The organism is Simkania sp. (assembly GCF_965215465.1).
GTDB lineage: Bacteria > Chlamydiota > Chlamydiia > Chlamydiales > Simkaniaceae > Simkania.
Genome location: NZ_OZ244056.1, coordinates 504,761 through 525,602, shown reverse-complemented (window position 1 = coordinate 525,602; position 20,842 = coordinate 504,761). Strand labels below are relative to the sequence as shown.

Here is a 20,842-nt window from a genome sequence, read left to right as displayed (position 1 = left end):
TCAAAACTTTATGAGGTTGTTATGGGAAAATTACAAAGCATTATTTCTAAAGAAAACCTTTACTATACAGCTGCTTCGTTAGGAGCAGGATTCATTGCTGCACGGTATTTAACGCTTCCTTCTAAAGCTGTCGCAACAGTGAGTTTAATCACAGGAAGCGCAACAGCTGTGGGGCGAAGTTTGATCGATGACAAATCGACAAAAACCAAAATGGGAATCGTCGCAACTTGCGCGATTGCAACGTCGTTTTTTGCCACAGCATTATTTCTCAATACTTACTACGCTGAACTCCTTTCCCTTGAAACAGTCTCCATCCTTTTAAGCAGTCACTTTGTTGGGCAAGCAATCATGACTGTGTTACTCAAAACGGTACTTTTTAATCCTTTCAGCTCGGTGAAAACTTTTCTAAAACTGTCTGATAGCCAACTCCTATCTCTCCATGAAAAATACGAAAATGATCATGAAGCCTATCAAAAGTTAACTCCCTTGATGCAACTTCTTTTGTACAATCAAGTTGTCTTAGTCGGAAAAAAGCTTTCAATTCTTCCTGCTCCTCCTACAGAAGATGAAATCTCAGCTTTGGCCGATGCAGAAGTCAAAGAACTCTACTTATGTGACGGCTTTATCTTCACAGAGGACTGCCCCGCCGCAAAACAGCTTCTCCTCCGCTTTTATCAGCTTGGGCTTTCCTACGATTCTTCTTTTGATTTGTTTATGGAAGATGTCCCTCTCCCTATTCCTTCCACTCCCTCCGAAGTCAAAAAGTTATCCCACAAAGCAGAAAAATGGTTAAAAGTTTTCTTTAAAAAAACCCTGAAGCCGAAAAAAAGGTAGATGTTAACCTGCGCTGGGCAATGACTAGTCATATCCTCTCAGCATGCTCCTGGAACTCAGCTGACATTCCCGATGCCAACCACCATCTCATCCAAGCCATTCATAAGTCTGCTTCTAAAATTGAAAAGTGGGTTTCGTACCATTACAGTAGTCAGCAAGCCCTTAAGCTCCGCTTTCAAGAGCTCAAACTTGAACATACATTCCCCTGCCACCCTCAGACTCCCAAAGAAGTCAAAGCTCTTGATGAGGCTTGGATACGTCATTACCACAAGAACTATGATTCCTCTCTTTTCTCAAAAGATGTCCAAAAAGCATTCTTGGGTAGGTTTTTTCAGCTCGATTTAGAGCCACCAGGAATAGCCAGCTACAAGACTTGGACCAAAGCCCAACTAGACGCTTACTCTTTACTTGAAGTTTCTTTGCCCACTAACAAATATGAGCTGTCAGCCCTAGGAAAAAATCAAAAGCAATGGATCTTTCCTCTAGCTCTAAAAAGTTCCGATTGGAAAAGCCTTTCTTTTCCAGTCCAATCATTAATCTGTCACGAATGTTTCAATGATCACACCTCATACGCACTTGACTTCACCATTCCAACTTTTCAAGTACTTGATAAAACCATTGTTTGGAAAGAAGTCGGACAGCAACTTCATCGACAACTGAAAGAAGATCAAGAAGCTTGGAAAAAACTTCCTCTTCTCGTTCAATGGAAGCTGAACAAAAAAGCTTTCTCAGACAATTCTCTTCCTAAGATTCCTTACACTTTAGACCCAACAAGTTTTGAAATAACTCCAGCAGAAAATATTCGCGAATACCACGAAATATTTAAGAAGAAAACTAGCTTATGGGATCAGCTTAGTTATGAGCAGCAGGTCGGATTTAACGTCGCATTTAAACTTAAATACAAAGACGAACTCCCCTTAAAAGCCAAGCCTGTTGTTGAACCGCCACCCCGCAAAAAGTACTTTTACTTCTTTTAGCCTAGCTTCTCTAGCCCTTTAGCTTGGGGTTAATTCCCTCATAGGATACAATGAGGGTAGAGAGGAGTATTGTCTATGGCTGAAGGCCCTGATTTCGATAAGCTTATCGGACAACTAGAAGACATTGAACTGACCACAGTTCACGGACGCATCACCGAAATTGTCGGGATGCTCATCAAAGCAGTTGTTCCCAACGTCAAAATGGGTGAGGTTTGCCTCATCAAGCGTGAGGGAGAGCCTCTCATTGCTGAAGTTGTTGGATTTACGAAAGAAGAAGTCTACCTTTCTCCCTTAGGAGAAATGACAGGCGTCGGCCCGTCATCTGAAGTCATTCCCATGCGCCTGCCTCTTCATATCAAGGTTGGCCCCAATCTTTTAGGACGTGTCCTTGATGGACTCGGCCATCCTCTTGATACCGCGGAAAGAGGCCCTCTCGAAGTTGATGAAACCTATTCGGTTCTCAATCCCCCTCCAGATCCGCTGAAACGGGAAATGATCGATAAGCCCATTTCGACTGGGATTCGCGCCATCGATGGTGTTTTGACTGCTGGTCGAGGGCAAAGGATTGGTATTTTTGCGGCTGCCGGCGGTGGTAAGTCGACAACTCTCGGGATGATTGCCCGCTATGCTCAAGCTGATGTCAACGTCATCACCCTGATTGGTGAGCGGGGTCGTGAGGTGCGTGAATTCATCGAACATGACCTCGGGCCCGAAGGGGTGGCTCGTTCCGTTATCATTGTTTCGACATCAGACCAAGCAGCGCAACTCCGTTTGAATGCCGCCTATGTGGGAACAGCCATTGCCGAATACTTCCGCGACCAAGGAAAGACTGTCATCTTGATGATGGACTCCGTCACCCGTTTTGCGCGGGCCCTGCGGGAAATTGGACTGGCCGCAGGAGAACCTCCCGCACGTGCCGGTTACACTCCTTCGGTATTCGCGACATTGCCGAAGCTTCTCGAGCGCTCTGGAAACTCAGACAAAGGTTCGATCACAGCTTTCTATACGATTCTCGTCGCTGGGGATGACATGAACGAGCCGGTTGCCGATGAAGTCCGCTCGATCTTAGATGGACACATCATCTTATCGAGTGAACTCGCTCGTCAATATCACTATCCCGCGATCGACATTCTCAGTTCAGCAAGCCGTATTCTTCCGAATGTCACGAGCGAAGAACACCGCAAACTCATTGGACAGATTCGAGAAGTTCTTGCGAACTACAAAAAGAACGAACTGCTCATCCGGATTGGGGAATACAAGCCTGGGTCAGACAAGCAAGCCGATTTTGCCATCAAATATGTAGACAAGGTGAATCGCTTCCTCAAACAAAAAGTCGATGAAAAGTGTACCTTTGACGAATCGCTCGAGCAACTTCAAGCCTTATTTAGGTAAACGCTATGCCAGCTCCAAAGTACCCACTTGAACAACTCGTCCGCATCAAGAAAAGACGACTCGAAGAAGCCGAAAAAGTTTTAAAGCAAAAAAAAGAAGAGCTCGAGCAAGAAAAGAAAAAGCAAGAGGAACTTGAAGAACAACGGAACGAAACCTTTCGTCACAAAGAAGACAAAATGACGCAACTTCGAGAGGAAATGGACAAAGGAACTACCTCAGATAAAATCGAAATTGCCCGCGAATACATTAAAGTTGTAGACGAAGAGCTCAAACAAAAAGAAAAGAAAGTTCAAGACCAAATTAAACAGGTCGAAGAAGCCCGTAAAAAGGTGGAAGAGGCACGCAAAGATCTCTTGAAAAAACAGCAAGACATCGAAAAACTCAAGATGCATCGCAAAGAATGGGATAAAGAGATGAAAGCTCTCGAAGAGCACGAGATGGCAATCGAAACAGATGAGATTGGTAGTGCGATGCACAATATACGAAAAATTAAGGGCGGATAGAAATGGTTGATCCAACACAACAACGCGGGGATACCGGGCGCCCTATGAGACCCGAACCAGAAAAAGAAGAACAAGTCGACCCCGAAAAGTTTAAGAAAGTGCTCAAAGTTGAGGAAGTCGATCCTTCGGAAAAACGGCAACAACGACGTCTTAAAAAAGGCGAAGAGGAAGGTGATGAAGATGAGGACGTCGAAGCGAAAGCTCCTCCCCCTCCCTCCAGTTCTTTTGCTGAGTTTATGGAAGACAAAAGCGAACTCGATGGCCTCTTCGATTCAGAAGGTGGTGTTCGTAAACGGGCCGCTCCTCAAACCTCCAAAGCGGCGCCAGAACCTGGATCGATCTCAACCGAAGGAGTGGAAGTTGGGGAAGAGCAGTCCTCAGCAGCACCCCAAGCGCAACCTGCTCCATCACCTTATGAACCTCAAACTCCTTCTGCAGGAGAGCCTCCGGCTGAGCAACCTCCTCCATCTGCACCTCCCTCTGAGCAAGCTCCATCTTATGGCCAAGGCGAAGAAGAATTTCCACAATATGCCGCTCCAAGTGCGCAATATCCTCAAGGGGAACAACAACCAACCGATCAAACAGCCTACACAACCGAGCAACCCCAGACGCAACCTCCAACTGAAGCCAGTCAGGAGGGTAAAGACGAAGGCTCGCCCAAAAAGAAAGAAGAAGATGCTTCTCTTTTAGCGTCACAGCCTGCCAAAGATGCTCTCAAATCTAAAAAGAAAGCTCCAGCAAAACCGGCTCCTCGCATTGAAACTGTCGCACCTGAAGAAAAGCCTCAGACTCCCACAGCGGAAGATGCGGCTCCAGAGCAACCTGTTGTTAAAGGAGAAGAGCCGCAACAACCCTTCCCTCAAGCTGGAGAAGAATCTGTCATGCCAACTTTTATGGGAGCACAGCCTCCTACTGGCGCAGAAAAAGGAGAAAAGCTCGCTGAACAACCGCTTCAAGCTCCCATGGAAGGGGAAGCGAAACCACCTCTTGAAAAACCTAGAGTTCCAACCCCAACAGAAGAAGAAACTGGTGAAGTCTCTCCTGAAGGGATCAAGAAAAAAGAAACAGTGGTTCCAACTGAAATTCCTGCTCAGGCACCGCCAAGAACAAGACCCCAGACTGCTGTTACATTCGAACGCTACACTCCCGAGCAAATTCGCAATAAGAAGATGGGCAAACCCGCTACTCTTCCTGGAGCTGCGGCGACAGAAGAAGGTCTTGTAGCTCCACCCATCCCCGAAGAGGAGATGGGAATGATGGGAGATCAGAAAAAGAAAGACGATTTCCCGTTTATCGATGCCGAACAACTCACCGCAAACCTTCCGCCAGTCGAGCAGCCATTTGCTCCTGTTGTCCCTCCAACAGACGCCCCACCTTATTCCCAACTCTCCCCTCAAACTTACGAACTGTTTGAAAAAATGGTGGGAACGATTCTCGTGCAAACGCACTCGGGCGTCACCTCTACAACGGTGACTCTCAACATGCCTAATTCTGTTTTCAACGGAGCGCAGGTGATCCTCGATCAATATAGCACCGCTCCCCAAGCTTACAACTTGCAACTTGTCGGAACTCCACAAGCAGTCGAGGCGTTCAATGCGAACATGGCCGACTTAGTTGCAGCGTTTAAACAAAGCGAACATGCGTTTGAAGTCAACTTGCTTAAACCTGTCCTTGAAGGGAAAAAACCCCTCATCCGTCGTAAAGGTGCTGCTGGCGGTGGTGGTGGCAAAAGCAAAAAATAATCCCCTTGCAATTTGCTTAGGAGTTATGCCAACATGGATGCCGATTGGTAACCTGGGAATGAGTGAAGTCAACTCAAAACCCAGGTTGGTATGGATTTGAGAGGTATTCATGGTTCTTCCAGTTTCAAAAGATGGAAATACGTCGCACCAAAAAGTGCAAGAAAATCAAAAAAAGCCCAAACGCTCGTTTAAAGAGATGATGAATCGCAAAGAGGCAAAACCTCAAGCGAGTAGGTGGTCCGTGTTTGATTTTCCCAAACACAAACAAACTCCAAACTTGCGCAAAGAGCGCCCAAAAAACAAAACATCGTCAGAGCACGTGCAAGGTCGCGCAGAAACTCGCGCAGATGTGCGAGCGGTGAGCCACGGTGCGCAAGAGACTTCAGCAATTTCCGAGCTCTCTCCTGCGATGGAAGAATTACTGAGTCAAATGGAGCACTATCTTTCAATTGAAAGTCAAAATGGAGTCTCTTCAACTGAGCTCACCTTGGAGCTTCCAGATCCTTATGGACAATTTCATGGAACAGTCATTCAAATTGACCATTATGACACCCATCCGCATAGCTTCAATGTGTTACTTATGAGTCCTGACGCCTCAGCCGTTGATGACCTCACGGCTCATCTTCCAACTCTTTTGAAAGCCTTGCAAACCAAACTTGAGCACTTTCAAATCAACCTCCTGCCACCGGCTTTTACCAAGTATGAAAAGCCCGAATCTTTGCGAAAAATCAATCAAACTGCCAGAGGAGAAAAGAAAGGGGAACAAAAAACGCAAAAAATTGAAAGAAATCCCTTCCTAAATTGATTGAAATAACGTATTTTGCAAAGGAAAGAACCATCAGGATAGGTCCATGAGCGTTGCGCCAGAAGGCTGGATCAAACAAATTGAAACATCTATTTTACAAACCAAAGAAATCCCTATGTGGGGAGCTTTTCCCGGTTTCCCGTGGAAAGAGTTTGCCAATGTTTTCGCCCAAAACTTCAATTTGAAAGAGTTCAAGATGACAGTTGGAACTTCTGAATGGAAGTCCGGGGCCTCTATTTTAACAGGTATGGGACGTTCCCCCTTGCAACTCAGTATGGAACTCACTCCTCTGCAAGGAAGTTTTTCCCTCATCGTCCCAACAGAAGATTTTACCAAACTCTCTTCCTGGGCCATTGATCCCAAAGCAGGAGAAGAAGGGTTTTCTGATCCTTTTCTGCAAAAAGGATTCTTCCGCTATATCACATTAGAAGCTCTGCACCTCGTCGATCAGATGCAAGTCTTCCAGGGACTCACTCCAAAAATTGTCGACATGCCGCTAAGCAAAGAAGATGCTTACTGTGTCGATATTGCGCTTGAAAAAGATGGTGAAACAGTTTGGGGTCGCTTGGTTTGTCCTCCTCTTTTCCACCAAGCCTTTCGTGATCATTATACCGGTGAATGGCGGCTCTCCATCCCTTCCGAAAAGTACGATCAGATCGATCTCGATCTCTCACTGACTGCAGGACGAACGACCCTTTCACAAGATCAATCGAAAGATCTCTATGAAGGCGATTTGCTTTTTTTAGATTACTGTTCCTACTCGCCTAATTTGGGAAGAGGAACCTTTCAGCTCATGTTTGACCACGTTCCCCTCTTTCAGGTGAAACTCAAAGATGAAAATGTTAAAATCCTCGATTATGCACTTTACTATGAGGAAAGTAAGATGACCGATGAAAACTTGGAAACACTCCCACCCGAACCTATGGAAGAAGCTGCTCCTCCTATGCCACCCGAACCTTCCCATCCTGAAGAAGAAATGGCCGCAGAACAACCGATGGACGCTCCGCAACCCCGCTCAGAGGAAGTGATCTCTCCTAAAAAGGTACCCATACACTTATCTGTTGAAGTGGCCCACCTTAAAATGAATCTCGATAAACTTCTCAAGCTTAAACCTGGCAATACATTAGAACTCAATGTCAAGCCCGAGCAAGGTGTCAGCCTCGTCGCCAATGGAAAGTGCATGGCCAAAGGTGATCTCGTTCAAATTGGAGATGTGATTGGCGTCAAAATCACAAAAATTGGTCAATAGGCCATCTCATGGACAACGCTGAATTCTATAAACAAAGCACACTTCCGAATCTCACCAAAGAAACGGGAGAGCCAACGATTTCAAGTGGAAAAATTGGTCCCTATAAGATCGACACGCTTCTTAGTAAAGGAGGCATGAGTTACCTCTACCTAGGAATGCATCCTGATGGGTTTCCCCTTGTCGTTAAAGTTCTTTCTCCAAAATTCATGACACATCCCGAAATGGTTCAGCAATTCCTTAAGGAATCTGAAATCATCGGTCTGACCGATCATCCCAATATCATCAAGCTCTATGGGCAGGGAAAATGGGAAGGCGGTCTCTACATCGCCATGGAGTTTGTTCAAGGGATTTCGCTGAAGCAGTTTATCATGCAACAAAATCTCTCGATCAAAAGCTCACTCGATATCATTCTCCAAGTTTCGTACGCGCTCCTCCATCTCCACACTCACGGCGTTATTCATCGTGACCTTAAACCTGAAAATATTTTGATCACCGAAGGCGGCCAAGTCAAAGTCATTGACTTTGGAATCGCCCAATTGACCCACGATCGGAAACCTCCCCTCCCTTCTTACAAAAGTCAGTTTCTAGGAACACCCAGTTACATGAGCCCCGAACAAAAAAAAGATCCGCTCAAAGTCACCGTCGCAACCGACATCTACTCTCTTGGAGTCATCACCTTTGAACTCATTGTTGGTAAGCTCAGTTACGGCAAGATCCAACTTTCCCTCCTTCCAACTGAATTACGCAAAATTGTTGAAAAAGCTCTGCAGCCAGCCGTCGAAGAGCGGTATCAAGACATCGTCGATTTCATCACCGACATTTCAAACTATCTGAAAACCCTCGCCACAAAACGAGACGCTCACCAAATGCAAGATGTTAAAGAAATTTGGGAACAACTTGAGCAAGGACATCGTAAACTGCTCCCTAAAGCCATCCCAAAATGGAACGCATTTGATCTTGGCTTTGCTCACTACGATCCGGCAGCAGACCTCGGCACCTACTACGATTTTTTCCGCTTTGCCGATCAGTCCTATATGATTCTCATTGCAGAACTCAACGAAAGCCGTCTCGAGTCGCTAGGAGAAATTGGACTATTAAAAGGAATGATTCTCAGCCTAACCCATGATGCCAAAACTTCTCAAGATCAGCCCTTCGAGCCCATTACTTTCATGACAAGCTTGAACACTATGCTTTGCGCGCAAGAGCAAAACTCTTCCTTTGCTTTCCACCTCCTTCATCTCATGCCGCAAGACAATCAATTTTCATTTATTTCCTGTGGGTTTCAACCTCTGATTCATCTCCCAGGAGGAAGCGAAACTCCCCGCTTCCTAGCCAACCAAAACCCCTTGCTTGGCACAGATCCTCATCATGGGTTTTACGAAACGACTGAGAATTGGAACGAAGGGGACATCCTCATCGTCCATTCATTCCAAACCGATCTATCGGAAGCCAAAGAAAGTCAAAAGCTCGAAGAAACCATTCGAGGATCCCTCCCCTCATTTATGCAGCTTTCCGCACAAACACAAGCCGAAGGCCTCTCAAGCGAACTGACCAAAGTGACGGCAAAACCGAATCACGAAACCCCTCACTCGGTCCTCACCATCCAACGAATCACTTAATTAAATAAACACTACAGTGACTTGAATCAAAACGAACCCCTTCAGGATAGACGTAGGGTACAGCCTCCCACTCTTCAGTTTTCCTGTAAAATTCCCCATAGATCTTTTCTTCAACAGGAATAAACGAATCAATGATGAAAAGATAAAGCCCCTCACTGGCAAGAGCTGCAAGCTGGGATAAAAGCCCTCTTGTTTTATGAATTTTCTCTGGAGATGTGAGAAATGCGTCCCCATCCATTCCTTCATAAAAAAGAGAAATTTCGGGATTTTTTAGATGCACCGAGTCAAAAGTTCTTCCTTCTAATGACTGGTAATCACCGGGAAGCGTTTCCACATTAATTTGATCATAGCCCTGCTGCTCGGCATATAATGCGAGTTGCATGGCTGCATACTCAGCATAGTCAGGGAAAAGATCATTCACATAGAAGGTCCCCTCTTCTCCATAGCGCTTGACGAGCTCGTCTAATGTCCAAAAAAGAACGGCATATTGATCTTCAGGATCATACTCAGTTCCCGTTTCCTCTAAGCGATCAATGTAGTTTTCTTTTTCGGAAACAAAGGAAAGTGCCATCAGCACTGTTTTTTGTTGGGAAGTCTGGGTGTGACCGTCCTCCCCATAATTCCCTGCACCTAGCTCTAAATGAGTCCATCCAAAAAGGGTAAACGGAAGAGTTAGAAAAAATAGGGCGAGTTTTTTCATTCGGGAAGTGTGTCCGTTTTATCGTGGTTCACGTGGACTTCTCCCCGATAGATTTGCTCAGAATCAAGTAGAAGATTGAGTTTTTCAATCCCATCGCGGAGATTGTATACCCACTCACGATAATCGAGTGTGAACTCATTTTCTTTTGATTTAATCGTCTCGATCAGAGCTTCTAGCTCATCGCTATGAGGGCAATAGAGATCGAGCTCTATTTTGACGTGATGAATCTCTTCATTTTCCTCTGCAGCAAGGGCAACTGTGCCCAAAGCTAATAACGCTGCAAAAAGCCATTTCATAGGAATCCTCCATATAGATAGTTTCTTCACATGCTGACCAAGTTAGGAGGAAAAATTTTACCATATAGATAGCTAAAGGTCAAATTTGATAGAAGTCTTTAGCATTTTGATAGAAAAGCTTTGTCTGCGTCTTTTCATCAAACTGGCTAAAAATTCTCTTGAGACTATCTAACAGTCCTGGATAGGTACAAAAGAGGCTACCAGGAGGAAAATCACTTCCAAAAAAGCATCGATCTACACCAAAGAGTTCTATCGCTGTTAAGATGTACGGTTCAATCGTTTTTTGGTCTGACGTCTTACATACAGAGCCAATGCCACTGATTTTAAAATGAACATTGGGTTCTGCAGCAAGTAGAGCTAGACGATTTTTCCACATCTCAACGCCTTCTTTTGAAAGATCCAGTGGCCAACCGAGATGTTCGAGAACAAAACGGACATCAGAGTATTCGCGCACCACTTTCGTTGCATCGGCAAGTTGATGGGCAAAAAGCGCAAGTTCAAAATGAAGTTCATACTGTGCGAGGAGTTTTAATCCTTTTTGCCAGCGAAATTCTTGAAGAAGGTTGGGTTTATCCGAATCTTCTTCACGAAACAAAATTTGTCTCGCACCTCGGACATTGGGGTATTGAAGGTGATCTTTCAATTCTTCTTCTAAATCATTTGATGCAAGATCGGTTTGAATCACAATTCCATGTGGAAAACCATATGTATCGGCTTGCTTTTGTACCCACATGGTTTCATGAAGCGCTTTTTTTGGATTGGCATTTGCTTCAACATGGATACTTTTTGTGACATGGTGTGGTTTCACCATTTTAATGTAGTCGTCAATCAGAAAATTCTCTCGTATTTTCTTATAATCTCCTACTAACACCTCAATCAAAGGACTCCGCTCTTTTAGCCACGGATAATCCCCATGATCGAGGTCCCACAAATGCATATGAGCGTCGACGATTTCACCTTTGTACATGTTAGCTCCTTTTCTACTACCCTAAAAATATCAATACTGTTTTAATGGCTTTTTAACATGCATGCGCTTTTTTGATGGGAAAAAATTTGCAGCTTTGAAGACCCTCTTTTCCTTGTGAAAAAAAGGGTGCGCACTAATAACCATCTTTGATATGAAATAAGATTTTTCGATTAATGCATAAATACATGATGACAAGTAAAGCTCTGCGACTCCTAACTCTCACATTCTTTCTATGCTTTTCTTCTTTGTCATCTCTGCACTCTGCCCCTATAAATGAACCTGAAATGCCTGAATCAACAGAGCCTGAGCGTTCTGTTATCCCTCCAGATACTGGCCCAGGTTACACCATCAATTTCAACAATGTTTCGATCATTGAGTACATCAAATTCGTTAGCAAAATCGCTAACCTCAACTTTGTCTACGACGAAAAAGATCTGAAATTCAACGTGACCATCGTGTCGGAAGAGGCAACTTCACTTGTCAATGTCATGTCAGCCCTTGTTCAAGTTCTTAAAGTGAATGGATTTGGTCTCATTGAACAAGGCAACAATATTCTCATCACTAAGTCGGGAGCCGTTAGCCAAATTGCAACAGTTGTCTCCCAAGAGTCCCCTTTAGAAGAAGGTTACATTCCTCCGATCATGACACGTGTGTTTAAAATCAAAAACACCAACCCTACAATTGTTGGGCAACTCATCTCTCCTCTTCTTTCAAGAGACGCTGTCTTAGAAGTTTCGTCACAAACTCGACATGTCATTATCACAGACATCACTCAAAACATCGAAGAGATCCAAAAACTTCTGCTCAGCATAGACGCTGCAAAAAGCCCCCTTAACATTGACACTTACATAACACGTAATAATTCTCCCGAAACGCTCATTGGTTTAGCGAACCAGATCATCATCCCGATTTCTGAAGGAAACCCAATCATTTATGTTCCTCAAGATCAAACCAACACGATCTTCATTGTTTCGACCCCCTACTTGATTGAAAAATCACTCATGATCTTCGAAGACTTGGATAATCCTCCTTCACTTACGCAACGATTTTCCGGACCGATCACTGGAAGTAATATCCTTATCTACCACATCAAAAACAAGCCTGCAGATATTTTGCAAAAGGCTGTGAGACAAGTTGAAGAAGGCCTAGCTAAACTTGGCCCAGCCTCACAATCTCTCGTACAAACCTTAAGCACCATGCGCTTTATTCGTGAAAGCCACTCGCTTGCTTTCATCGGGACACCTACAACTCTAAATGAAGTTCAAGAGCTTCTTTCCAAACTCGACGTCCCTTACACAGCAACAGAACTCGAATACCTAAAAAGTAGCTTCTTTCTCTATCCCATTAAATATGGCGATGAAGAACAAATCTCCCGTTCACTCGATAAGTTTGTTCAAACCATCAAAAAATCCGAGCATCCTCCTACTCATCTGATCGAAACTATCGAGTCGATGCAATGGATAAAAGAGAATGACTCCCTCCTGTTCTATGGAGATGAACACTCCATCAATCGTCTTAAACAAATACTTCCTACTTTCGACATTCCATCTCATAAAGGAAAAACATCTGGAAAACTCCCGCTTAGCAATGATTTTTACGTTTACACACCTAAAAATCTCTCAGGAGAAGCAATCCTCAAACAAATTAAGGATATCGATAAGAGCTTGAAAGCTGGAAATCTAGCAGATCCTGCCTTCTTACATGCACTCAGCACAGCTGAATGGGTCCCTTCTACCCACTCACTTGTTTTTACAGGTGATCCGCAGTCTCTTGATCGAGTTCATGCTCTCCTCAATACAATCGATCAGCAAAAAGGGCCTACTGAAGAAGCGTCCACTTTCTACATCTATAAAGTAGCTCACGTTCAGCCAGGATTTTTAGAGCAAGGACTCCAAAAAACTGCTAAATCCCTCCCCAAAGGAAGTCCAGTTGCTGTTGCCATTGACAATTCTAAGTACATTTCTGACACCAACTCGTTTGTATTCCGTGGAACTCCCACTACAATCAACCACATCAAAGATATTATCGGCTCAATCGATACACAGCAAAACGCTGAATCAGAAGCTTCTCACAAAGTGGAGTACTTTGTTTATCGCCTGCAAAACGCGCCAGGTTCTTTTGTCATGCAAGAGCTCGAGCAGACTGCTAAGTCTCTTAAAGGAAGTGATGCTGATGAAAAACAACTCATCGAAGCGATCAACAACATTACTTGGAACAAACAGACAAATTCACTTGTTTTAACTGGTACAGAGACTGTTCTGACTAAGCTCAAAGCGATGATCGCTAAGTACGATATCCCAACTCGTCAAGAATCCTCTGCATTCTACGTCTATCGTCCTACAACAATGTCTGCATCTGATTACTTAGCACATATCAAAGAGGTCGCAAATGAAATGCAAGCAAGTGGCCTTGCTGACAACACCCTGATCAACACACTAGAAACCGCTCGACTGGTTCCTGACAAAACCGCCGTAATGTTCACCGGCACTCCCAATGCAATTTCCAAAATTCGAGAAGTGGCGCCAACTTTTGACACCTCAACAAAAGCAAAAGCTACACAACTCTTCGTCTACAAACCGATCTCGATGGACGCCGAGCAGTTTCAGAAAAACATGGTCCAAACCGCAGCTGACTTGAAAAAGTCTGGACTCCACGATGCTCCTCTTATTAACGCCTTTAATTCTGCTCGCGTTTCATCAGATGGAAACACAGTGATTTTCACAGGAACACCTGATGCCATTGCAAAACTCCAAACAATGGTTCCGACAATCGATGAAGAAAATGAAGCCGAACAAGCAAACAAAATTTACATCTACTCTCCAACAAACCGTTCGTCAGAAGACATTCAAAAAGCAGCTATTCAAGCAGCAAATGAAATGCAAGCGACTCCCAACCCTAACATTCCGCTCATTACAGCTTTAAGATCCGGAAAAATCGTTGGGCATGGAAAATCGATCTTATTTACTGGTACACCTGAAGCCATTGCTAAACTGAAGGAAATGGTTCCGACATTTGATAGTGAAAAAGCTGCAACATCAAAGTTTTTCGTCTATAAACCTAAGTCAATTTCCGCAGCTGACCTTCAAAAACGCTCTCTTGAGGTGGCAGATAAACTCCAAGAAGCAGGCCTAAATGATCCGCAGCTTCTCGAAGCATTAGAAAGTGCAAAACTCACCCCTTCTGGAGATGCTGTGACATATGTTGGAACTCCAGACGCCATTAGCCGATTAGAAAACATGATTCCAACATACGATTCTGGAATCCAAGCTGAAAAAGCCACACAGTACTTCGTTTATCAACCTAAAAATCTCTCAGCTGAAGATTTCCAACAGCGGATGGTGGATGCAGGAACCACTCTTGAAGATTCAGGACTCTCAGACCCCAATTTGATTCGCACACTCAAAAATTCGCAAATTACCTCTGGAGGAAAAGCCGTCTTATTTACGGGAACTCCAGAATCAATCGCATCAGTCAAGGAACTTGCGGAAAAGTATGACTTGCATCAAAAAGCTCCCGAAAAAGCAACGGAGTTCTTTGTCTACACTCCTAAAAACTTGTCAGCTGATGAGCTCCGCCGTCATATCAGATTATTCGCTGAAAACATGGAATCAGCAGACTTAGCCGACCCAGCCCTTATCAAAACACTTAACACCGCAAAACTCGTCTCGAATGGAAAATCCGTCCTCTTTACAGGAACTGATGCCTCAATCAATGGTGTGAAAGCTCTCCTCCCCACTATCGATGTAGAAAAAGAAGATGCTGTCAAAACAGTCGGCAAAACCACTTTTGTAGTCTACAAAGTTAAAAACGTTTCAGGCCCTGTCCTCATGGGATACTTGCGCGACCTAGCAAATGACTTTCAACGTGCTCAATCAACTGATACAGGTCTGATCAAAACACTTCAAAACATGCGTTATGTTAAAGAGACTAACTCGATTATCTTTACAGGAACACCTAAAGACCTCAAAGAAGCCACAACACTAGCTGCTAAATTTGACATCCCCGAACTCTCAGGAGAACAACCTGTTCGTTCGCCTTCAGGCTACCTCATCTACAAACCTAAATACGTCTCTGGACAGCAATTGATTCTCATCTTACGTGATTTTGAACAAAACCTCATCTCGTCGGGAGTCAGCGATCCGCCACTTTTCGACACAATCAATAACCTGAAGTGGATGCAACAAGTTTCTTCTATCGTCGTCACAGGAAATGATGATGATACGCAAAAAGTCTATACGCTACTCGAACGTTTTGACACACCTGGTCCAGGCATTCCTGGAGATCAAACCGGCATTGAAAGTATTTCCGACATGAGCTTCCTCATTTACAAGTTGCAATATCACTCAGGTTCGGAAATTCAATCGGCCTTACAAAAAATTGGTGACGATCTATCCAAAATTAAAAGCGATAAAGTCAACCAAGGACTTGTTGATGCAATTAAGGCTGTTCAGTGGATTGAAGTGACAAACTCTCTCATCTCCACAGGTGAAAGTGAGTCTCTAGCAAAACTCAAAGAGCTCATCAAGAGTATTGATATCCCCTTGCGCCAAGTCTTTGTCGAAATCCTCGTCATTGAAACTAACATTGCAAACTCACTCAACTTTGGACTTCGTTGGGGATCTCAAGGTGTCTATCGAAACAAATTTGCTTATGGCACAGGCTCATTCCCTCAACCTCCCGGAGAAAATGCTCCTGATCCTCTAGCAGACTTTAACTCCGGGCTACAAAGTATCACCGCCACTACTACGCCAACAGGAACCATGATCCCGTTTGTGAATGGATTTGATCTTGGTGTGATTGGGGACATTATTCTCCATAAAGGGCAAACCTACTTTTCCTTGGGCTCTGTTGTCGACGCTCTCAAAGCCGACAACGATACAACCATCGCTTTAAATCAGAAAATCATCACCCAAGACAATAAAAATGCATCTATCTTTGTCGGCCAAAACCTCCCTTATACAGGATCGATCGTTCAAAATACAGGAAGCAACGCTACAGTTACCAACTCTAACCTCGAATACCGAGATGTTGGTGTAAGCCTCAGCATCACTCCACAAATCGGTGATAACGACACTGTCACTCTCAATATCAACCAAGAAATCACTGAAAATATCTCGGGTAATAGTAGTTCCTCTAGCCCCATTACTCTGAATGGTATTGCCACAAGCAAAACAACTACGCAAACATCTGTCACTGTCCCTGACAAAGCATTCCTGATCATCAGCGGACAAATCGACAATTCCATCACTCAAACTCGAACAAGCATTCCTTGCTTGGGTGGCCTCCCCCTCATCGGAGCTGCCTTCTCGCAAAATGACTCGCTCAGTAACAAACAATCAATCATCATCTTTGTTCGCCCTCACATCATTAAATCTTATGATGTCTACAAAGAAATCACCACTCACCAAGAAGACCTTCATCGCTCTCAAACCGATGATGTCGAATCCTTTGATGCAGGTCTAGAACTGGTCAAAACCCCCGACGATTATTAGGGAGTAGCGAGAGAGGATAATTTTAGTTTTCTCGATCTATCCTTTCCCGCCTGACTTCGTGCTCGCTCTCGACACCCCCCTGAGGGGTTGCCATCAAGCTCCGCAACTTGCCAGTCAGAAAAATCTTAGATCAGAAATTCCGAAATCACACCCTTTCCCCAACCTAATCATTGCCCCATTTTACGGCTTCAATCATAAGCCTGAATTTCTAAGGGCACCATTTCTGTGGATAGAGAAAGGAATGAAAATTAAAAAAAATTATTCAGGATATTTTTATTCTGATATAAAACAGAATTTAGTTGTAAATTAATAAGCGCGCTTGCTGAATGAAGAAATTAAAAAGCTTAATGTTATTTCTAGCTCTTTTTGGGTGTCATACGTTAACGGGGCTTGAACTCGATGCAACGCACACCCAAGGGAGTGGTGTTGGCTATAAAAGGCAATATTCGAAAATCGGTCTCTATCATGCCTTTGAAAACCAAGCTTGGCAGCCTTTTATTGACCTTCGTTATCTTGTTTTGAACAAAAGAAAACAAGGAGCCAACTTAGGAGCAGGGCTTGGCTATCAATTTCAACAAGAAAACCGGTTGTCTGTTTATACTTTTTTTGACCTAACGGAAAGTCGAACGGATTATATTTTCAACCAAATTACAGCAGGGCTTTCATATACACACCCTCTTGTTTTTTCAGGAAAAGATTGGGGAGAAATTGTCTCTTACTTCAATAGTTACTTCCCACTAAAAAGTCATGAAAGCAGAGTTAAAGATCCTTTCTTCGGGGGATTCAAAGGAAACCACTTGCTCATCTGCCAAACGGATCGGTATGCACTCACAGGAAGCAACCTTGAGCTTGGTTACCTTTCAAACTCTTGGCTTAATTGGAATCTCTACGTAGCAGCTAGTACGTATTACTTTAAACGCGCAGAATTGCATGCTTTTGGAGGATTAGGTAAATTGCGACTCACCTACAATGACCTAATTAGCATTGAAGGGCAAGTTTCAGGTGATCGGCTTTTTGGAACCAATGTTAACGGAACAATTGGCATTCGCATCCCTCTTGGAAAAAGAGAAATGAAAGCTGTCAAAAAACGCTACTTTACCCCCCTCAAATCACGTCCTATCGAGAGGTTTGAGCCCATTGTACTCGATAAAAACAAAAGAAAAACTGTTGCAAAAGATGGCTCTGGCGCTCCTTTAAACTTTATTTTTGTTAACAACCTAAATGGCAGTAAGGGGACATTTGAGGATCCTTTTGCAACCCTTCTGGATGCCCAAAACATCTCCAAACCATGAGATACTGTTTATGTCTTCCCTGGAGATGGGACAACAAACGGGATGGACCAAGGATTTGTCATGAAAGAAAGGCAAACCTTAGCTGGATCAGGTGTAGAACTGAATGTAAATACAAGCAAAGGGCTGATTAAGATCCCAGCCTTAACCATAAATGGTCCTAAGCTGTCTAACCTGGCAGGAAATGGGGTTGATATCAATAGAGATTGTACTGTGAGTGGCATGACTGTAATCGGAACAGGATCATATGGCTTTCTCTACAACCCTACTGATGGAACATCAAGCATTCACATTTTAAATTGCATAGCGCGCAATCTTCCTCTTGGATTTGGTATTAACCCATCTGGCTCGTCAAATGTCGCACTAAACATGACAAACTGCATAACAAATAATACCGATGATAATGGGTTTGTAATTGACGTTAGTGACAGTGCAAGTTTGAGCATGAGCATTGTAACTTGTCATCAAAACAATAACATGTTTGGCACAGGATTCTTTATTAGAAATAGCGGAAACAGTCTAACTGGGAGCCTAACAAATTGCTCAGCAAATAATAATACATTTGACGCAGGTTTTTATTTCGAATCTAACACAAATGCAAATCTAACACTAAACCTAACAAACTGCATATCAAATAATAGTGAAGATGGTTTTAATACTTATACCTATGACAATTCAAATGCACGATTCACAATGACAAGATGTTCAGCAAGCAATAATGATGTTACAGGATTTGAATTCTCAGCTTTTGGAAACTCAAATATCATATTAAATGCAGACAGCTGCTTCTCAAATGCTAACGCAGATGATGGATTTATTATGGTGTTACATAGCAATTCAAGCTCTATAGTGAACATGATCAATTCTACTGCAAACAATACAGATGTTAATGGATTTTATTTTGAAACTCGTGCCGCTTCAAATTTAACTTTGAATTTAGAAAACTGTTCTGGAAACAACGGCGATGTGGGATTTTTTATCGAAAATTCAGGGAACAGCTTAACTGGCAGTCTAGAAAATTGCTCAGCCATTGGAAACGCTTTTTATAGTTTTGATATCGATACCCCGAATGCGGGGACATTTCAGATTGCAGGAGATACGACCTTATCACAACAGTTATAGTCGATAGGTAAAATTAGAAAAGTTTACAGAGATTCTTGAGATCTAAAAAAGATGGGGGACGCGAATGGCACATGATTGATGCTACTAGCATCAGAGCTCACCAGCATCCAGCAGGATTAAATAGAGGGCAAGAGCAACAGAGATGAGGAAGAAGCAGAGTTCCGTTTATCTATAACATCGTCCACTCGAGAAAAGGGAGAATTTGGGAGGGGTTTCTCTTGCAAAAAATCGATTTCAGATTATAAAATCTTAAAGCTCAAATAGGTACTCGAGGGAAAATAATGGCATCTATTAGTGAAAAATTATCTTTTTTTACTCTTCCAATTTATAAAACAGTTTCACAAACAGATGATCGCTTTGATTTCTTAAAGCACTCTTGGATCAATTTCAGTGAGTTCCTTTGCTCGATTCCTGGGGAACCTGTGTTTGTGCATAACTATCATGCCATCCAAGAGAGCTCACCCCCCTTTGATCCACAGCAAGAAGTTTTCACTCGTCAAGCCCACCTGCAAATTGAGGCGATTAAAAAGATCGCTGCATGGATATTCATCGCGGTTGTCTCCTGGTTTAATCCCTCTTTTGGCTTACTTCTCGTTGCTGCAGCTGTTGGTCCAAAACTTGTGCACCGACTTGCAGATGTTCCTGCAGATAAGATCATCAAGTCCCCTCTTCTTTACCAAGGGGACCTCTCATCCTGTACGTACCCAGGAGGGGAAGTTGGAGTGAATATTGATGACTGGACCTACTCAAGTATGAATGGTTTCTCAATGATTTTTGACGGAGTGGGACATGGCAAGGCAACAGTAGTTGAACAAGAGCACCCCCTATATTCAGAAATGGCTCAAAGCTATGAAAAATTTGTCACAGAGTTTGACTACAGGCAAGAGAATGCGACAAGCGTTTTTAAAACAGAAGCTGACAAAATTGTAGAGACATTCGATACGAAAATGATGAAGCATCGAGAACAACAAGCGGAGCTGAGAAATCGCAGCCTATCGATACATGCCAGACTCTGCCAACAACAAACATTTTCCAATGAGGATGTTCGAGAGTTCATTGAAACATTGGATCAAATAGGTTTCAGGAAAAGATATGAAGAACTTTTAGATCGATATACCTCCTTTACAAGTGTGCATTCTTGCTATGAGCACTTAGTAGCTCTTTGCGAATCCAAATCTTCTACTCAAGACTTGAATCTATTTAAACAAAGCTATGAAACTTTACTCAGCAAAGATGACGAAAAAGGAACCGCACGGGCATTGTTTTGGGATTTCCTCCCTCATAAAAATACACAACTCTCCCTTTCAGGTCCTGCATTCGGAGTGGCGCATGTTTTTCAAGATTCTCAAGGACAAAGCCATCTTTACACAAGTCACTCTGCGGATATTGCATTTTTGATCATTAAGCCTCAGGCTGAATCAAAAACTGTTGAGGTCTCAAACATTCAAGAAAGTCAGTGCGAGTGGATTGAGGAAACAAAAGATGGGGCCGGACTTGGAGCAAGCGATAAATATACAGGTGAATCGCGCTTAGCCCCCATTCCATCAGGCTCGGTTGTGTATAGTTTCACAGATGGAATCGGTGGATTTCTTTCACGCAAAGAGATTCTCGAAGTGATTCAAACAGCACCAACAAATATGGATCAGTTAGTCAGGGAATTTGAGGCAAAGATCAGAGATCCAAGCCACCACATAGACGCAGATAAAAAAACGGAAGACCCTAGTCGCCAGAGCGCCTGTAATCCAAAAGAGTTTTGCAAGAAGTTTGACCCGATGGGAATGGACAAAGAATGCGTCGATGACATCGCAATCACTTGTCTCAGGGTGCGTTAGGGCATCTGACCTTCTTTCCCATT

At 43.4% G+C, this 20,842-nt stretch carries 15 protein-coding genes; 12 read left to right on the top strand and 3 right to left on the bottom strand.

Features of this window, described 5'->3' with window-relative positions:
* The first annotated feature begins 21 nt into the window (after window positions 1-21).
* The 8 genes from ACOOFG_RS02410 to ACOOFG_RS02375 all read left to right on the top strand — a co-directional run bounded on the left by ACOOFG_RS02410 (window position 22) and on the right by ACOOFG_RS02375 (window position 9,121).
* Window positions 22-834, top strand: a complete 813-nt coding sequence (locus ACOOFG_RS02410; protein ID WP_420422052.1) for a hypothetical protein — start codon at window positions 22-24, stop codon at window positions 832-834.
* 20 nt (window positions 835-854) lie between these two features.
* Window positions 855-1,811, top strand: coding sequence for a hypothetical protein (locus ACOOFG_RS02405; protein ID WP_420422051.1), 957 nt, complete (start codon window positions 855-857; stop codon window positions 1,809-1,811).
* Between the two features lie 75 nt (window positions 1,812-1,886).
* Window positions 1,887-3,203: a type III secretion system ATPase SctN gene (sctN, locus tag ACOOFG_RS02400; RefSeq protein ID WP_420422050.1), complete on the top strand. Its 1,317-nt coding sequence runs from the start codon at window positions 1,887-1,889 to the stop codon at window positions 3,201-3,203.
* A 5-nt stretch (window positions 3,204-3,208) separates the two neighbouring features.
* Window positions 3,209-3,706 carry a type III secretion T3S chaperone gene (locus tag ACOOFG_RS02395; RefSeq protein ID WP_420422049.1) on the top strand — a complete coding sequence of 166 codons (498 nt, stop codon included), beginning with the start codon at window positions 3,209-3,211 and terminating at the stop codon, window positions 3,704-3,706.
* 2 nt (window positions 3,707-3,708) lie between these two features.
* Complete coding sequence (locus ACOOFG_RS02390) at window positions 3,709-5,448, top strand: hypothetical protein (protein WP_420422048.1); 1,740 nt, start codon at window positions 3,709-3,711, stop codon at window positions 5,446-5,448.
* Between the two features lie 109 nt (window positions 5,449-5,557).
* The gene (locus tag ACOOFG_RS02385) at window positions 5,558-6,253 is read left to right on the top strand and encodes a hypothetical protein (RefSeq protein ID WP_420422047.1); all 696 of its coding nucleotides are present in this window, start codon (window positions 5,558-5,560) and stop codon (window positions 6,251-6,253) included.
* A 46-nt stretch (window positions 6,254-6,299) separates the two neighbouring features.
* On the top strand, window positions 6,300-7,502 hold the full coding sequence (sctQ, locus tag ACOOFG_RS02380; RefSeq protein WP_420422046.1) for a type III secretion system cytoplasmic ring protein SctQ: 1,203 nt from the start codon (window positions 6,300-6,302) through the stop codon (window positions 7,500-7,502).
* Between the two features lie 8 nt (window positions 7,503-7,510).
* Window positions 7,511-9,121 (top strand): protein kinase domain-containing protein, encoded by a 1,611-nt coding sequence (locus tag ACOOFG_RS02375; RefSeq protein ID WP_420422045.1) that lies wholly within the window; start codon window positions 7,511-7,513, stop codon window positions 9,119-9,121.
* Here ACOOFG_RS02375 and ACOOFG_RS02370 read toward each other — a convergent pair.
* The 3 genes from ACOOFG_RS02370 to ACOOFG_RS02360 all read right to left on the bottom strand — a co-directional run bounded on the left by ACOOFG_RS02370 (window position 9,114) and on the right by ACOOFG_RS02360 (window position 11,084).
* Window positions 9,114-9,821 (bottom strand): hypothetical protein, encoded by a 708-nt coding sequence (locus ACOOFG_RS02370; RefSeq protein ID WP_420422044.1) that lies wholly within the window; start codon window positions 9,819-9,821, stop codon window positions 9,114-9,116. The two genes, ACOOFG_RS02375 and ACOOFG_RS02370, sit on opposite strands and share 8 nt — an antisense overlap.
* Window positions 9,818-10,117, bottom strand: a complete 300-nt coding sequence (locus tag ACOOFG_RS02365) for a hypothetical protein (protein WP_420422043.1) — start codon at window positions 10,115-10,117, stop codon at window positions 9,818-9,820. The genes ACOOFG_RS02370 and ACOOFG_RS02365 overlap by 4 nt, the downstream gene beginning before the upstream one ends.
* Before the next feature lie 79 nt (window positions 10,118-10,196).
* Window positions 10,197-11,084, bottom strand: coding sequence for an amidohydrolase family protein (locus ACOOFG_RS02360; protein ID WP_420422042.1), 888 nt, complete (start codon window positions 11,082-11,084; stop codon window positions 10,197-10,199).
* 284 nt (window positions 11,085-11,368) lie between these two features.
* On the opposite strand from ACOOFG_RS02360, the gene ACOOFG_RS02355 reads away from it, so the two are divergent.
* The 4 genes from ACOOFG_RS02355 to ACOOFG_RS02340 all read left to right on the top strand — a co-directional run bounded on the left by ACOOFG_RS02355 (window position 11,369) and on the right by ACOOFG_RS02340 (window position 20,819).
* Window positions 11,369-16,576, top strand: a complete 5,208-nt coding sequence (locus tag ACOOFG_RS02355; protein WP_420422041.1) for a secretin N-terminal domain-containing protein — start codon at window positions 11,369-11,371, stop codon at window positions 16,574-16,576.
* 326 nt (window positions 16,577-16,902) lie between these two features.
* On the top strand, window positions 16,903-17,868 hold the full coding sequence (locus tag ACOOFG_RS02350; protein ID WP_420422040.1) for a hypothetical protein: 966 nt from the start codon (window positions 16,903-16,905) through the stop codon (window positions 17,866-17,868).
* Between the two features lie 60 nt (window positions 17,869-17,928).
* Window positions 17,929-18,987, top strand: a complete 1,059-nt coding sequence (locus ACOOFG_RS02345) for a hypothetical protein (RefSeq protein ID WP_420422039.1) — start codon at window positions 17,929-17,931, stop codon at window positions 18,985-18,987.
* A gap of 281 nt (window positions 18,988-19,268) precedes the next feature.
* On the top strand, window positions 19,269-20,819 hold the full coding sequence (locus ACOOFG_RS02340; protein ID WP_420422038.1) for a hypothetical protein: 1,551 nt from the start codon (window positions 19,269-19,271) through the stop codon (window positions 20,817-20,819).
* Window positions 20,820-20,842 lie beyond the last annotated feature (23 nt).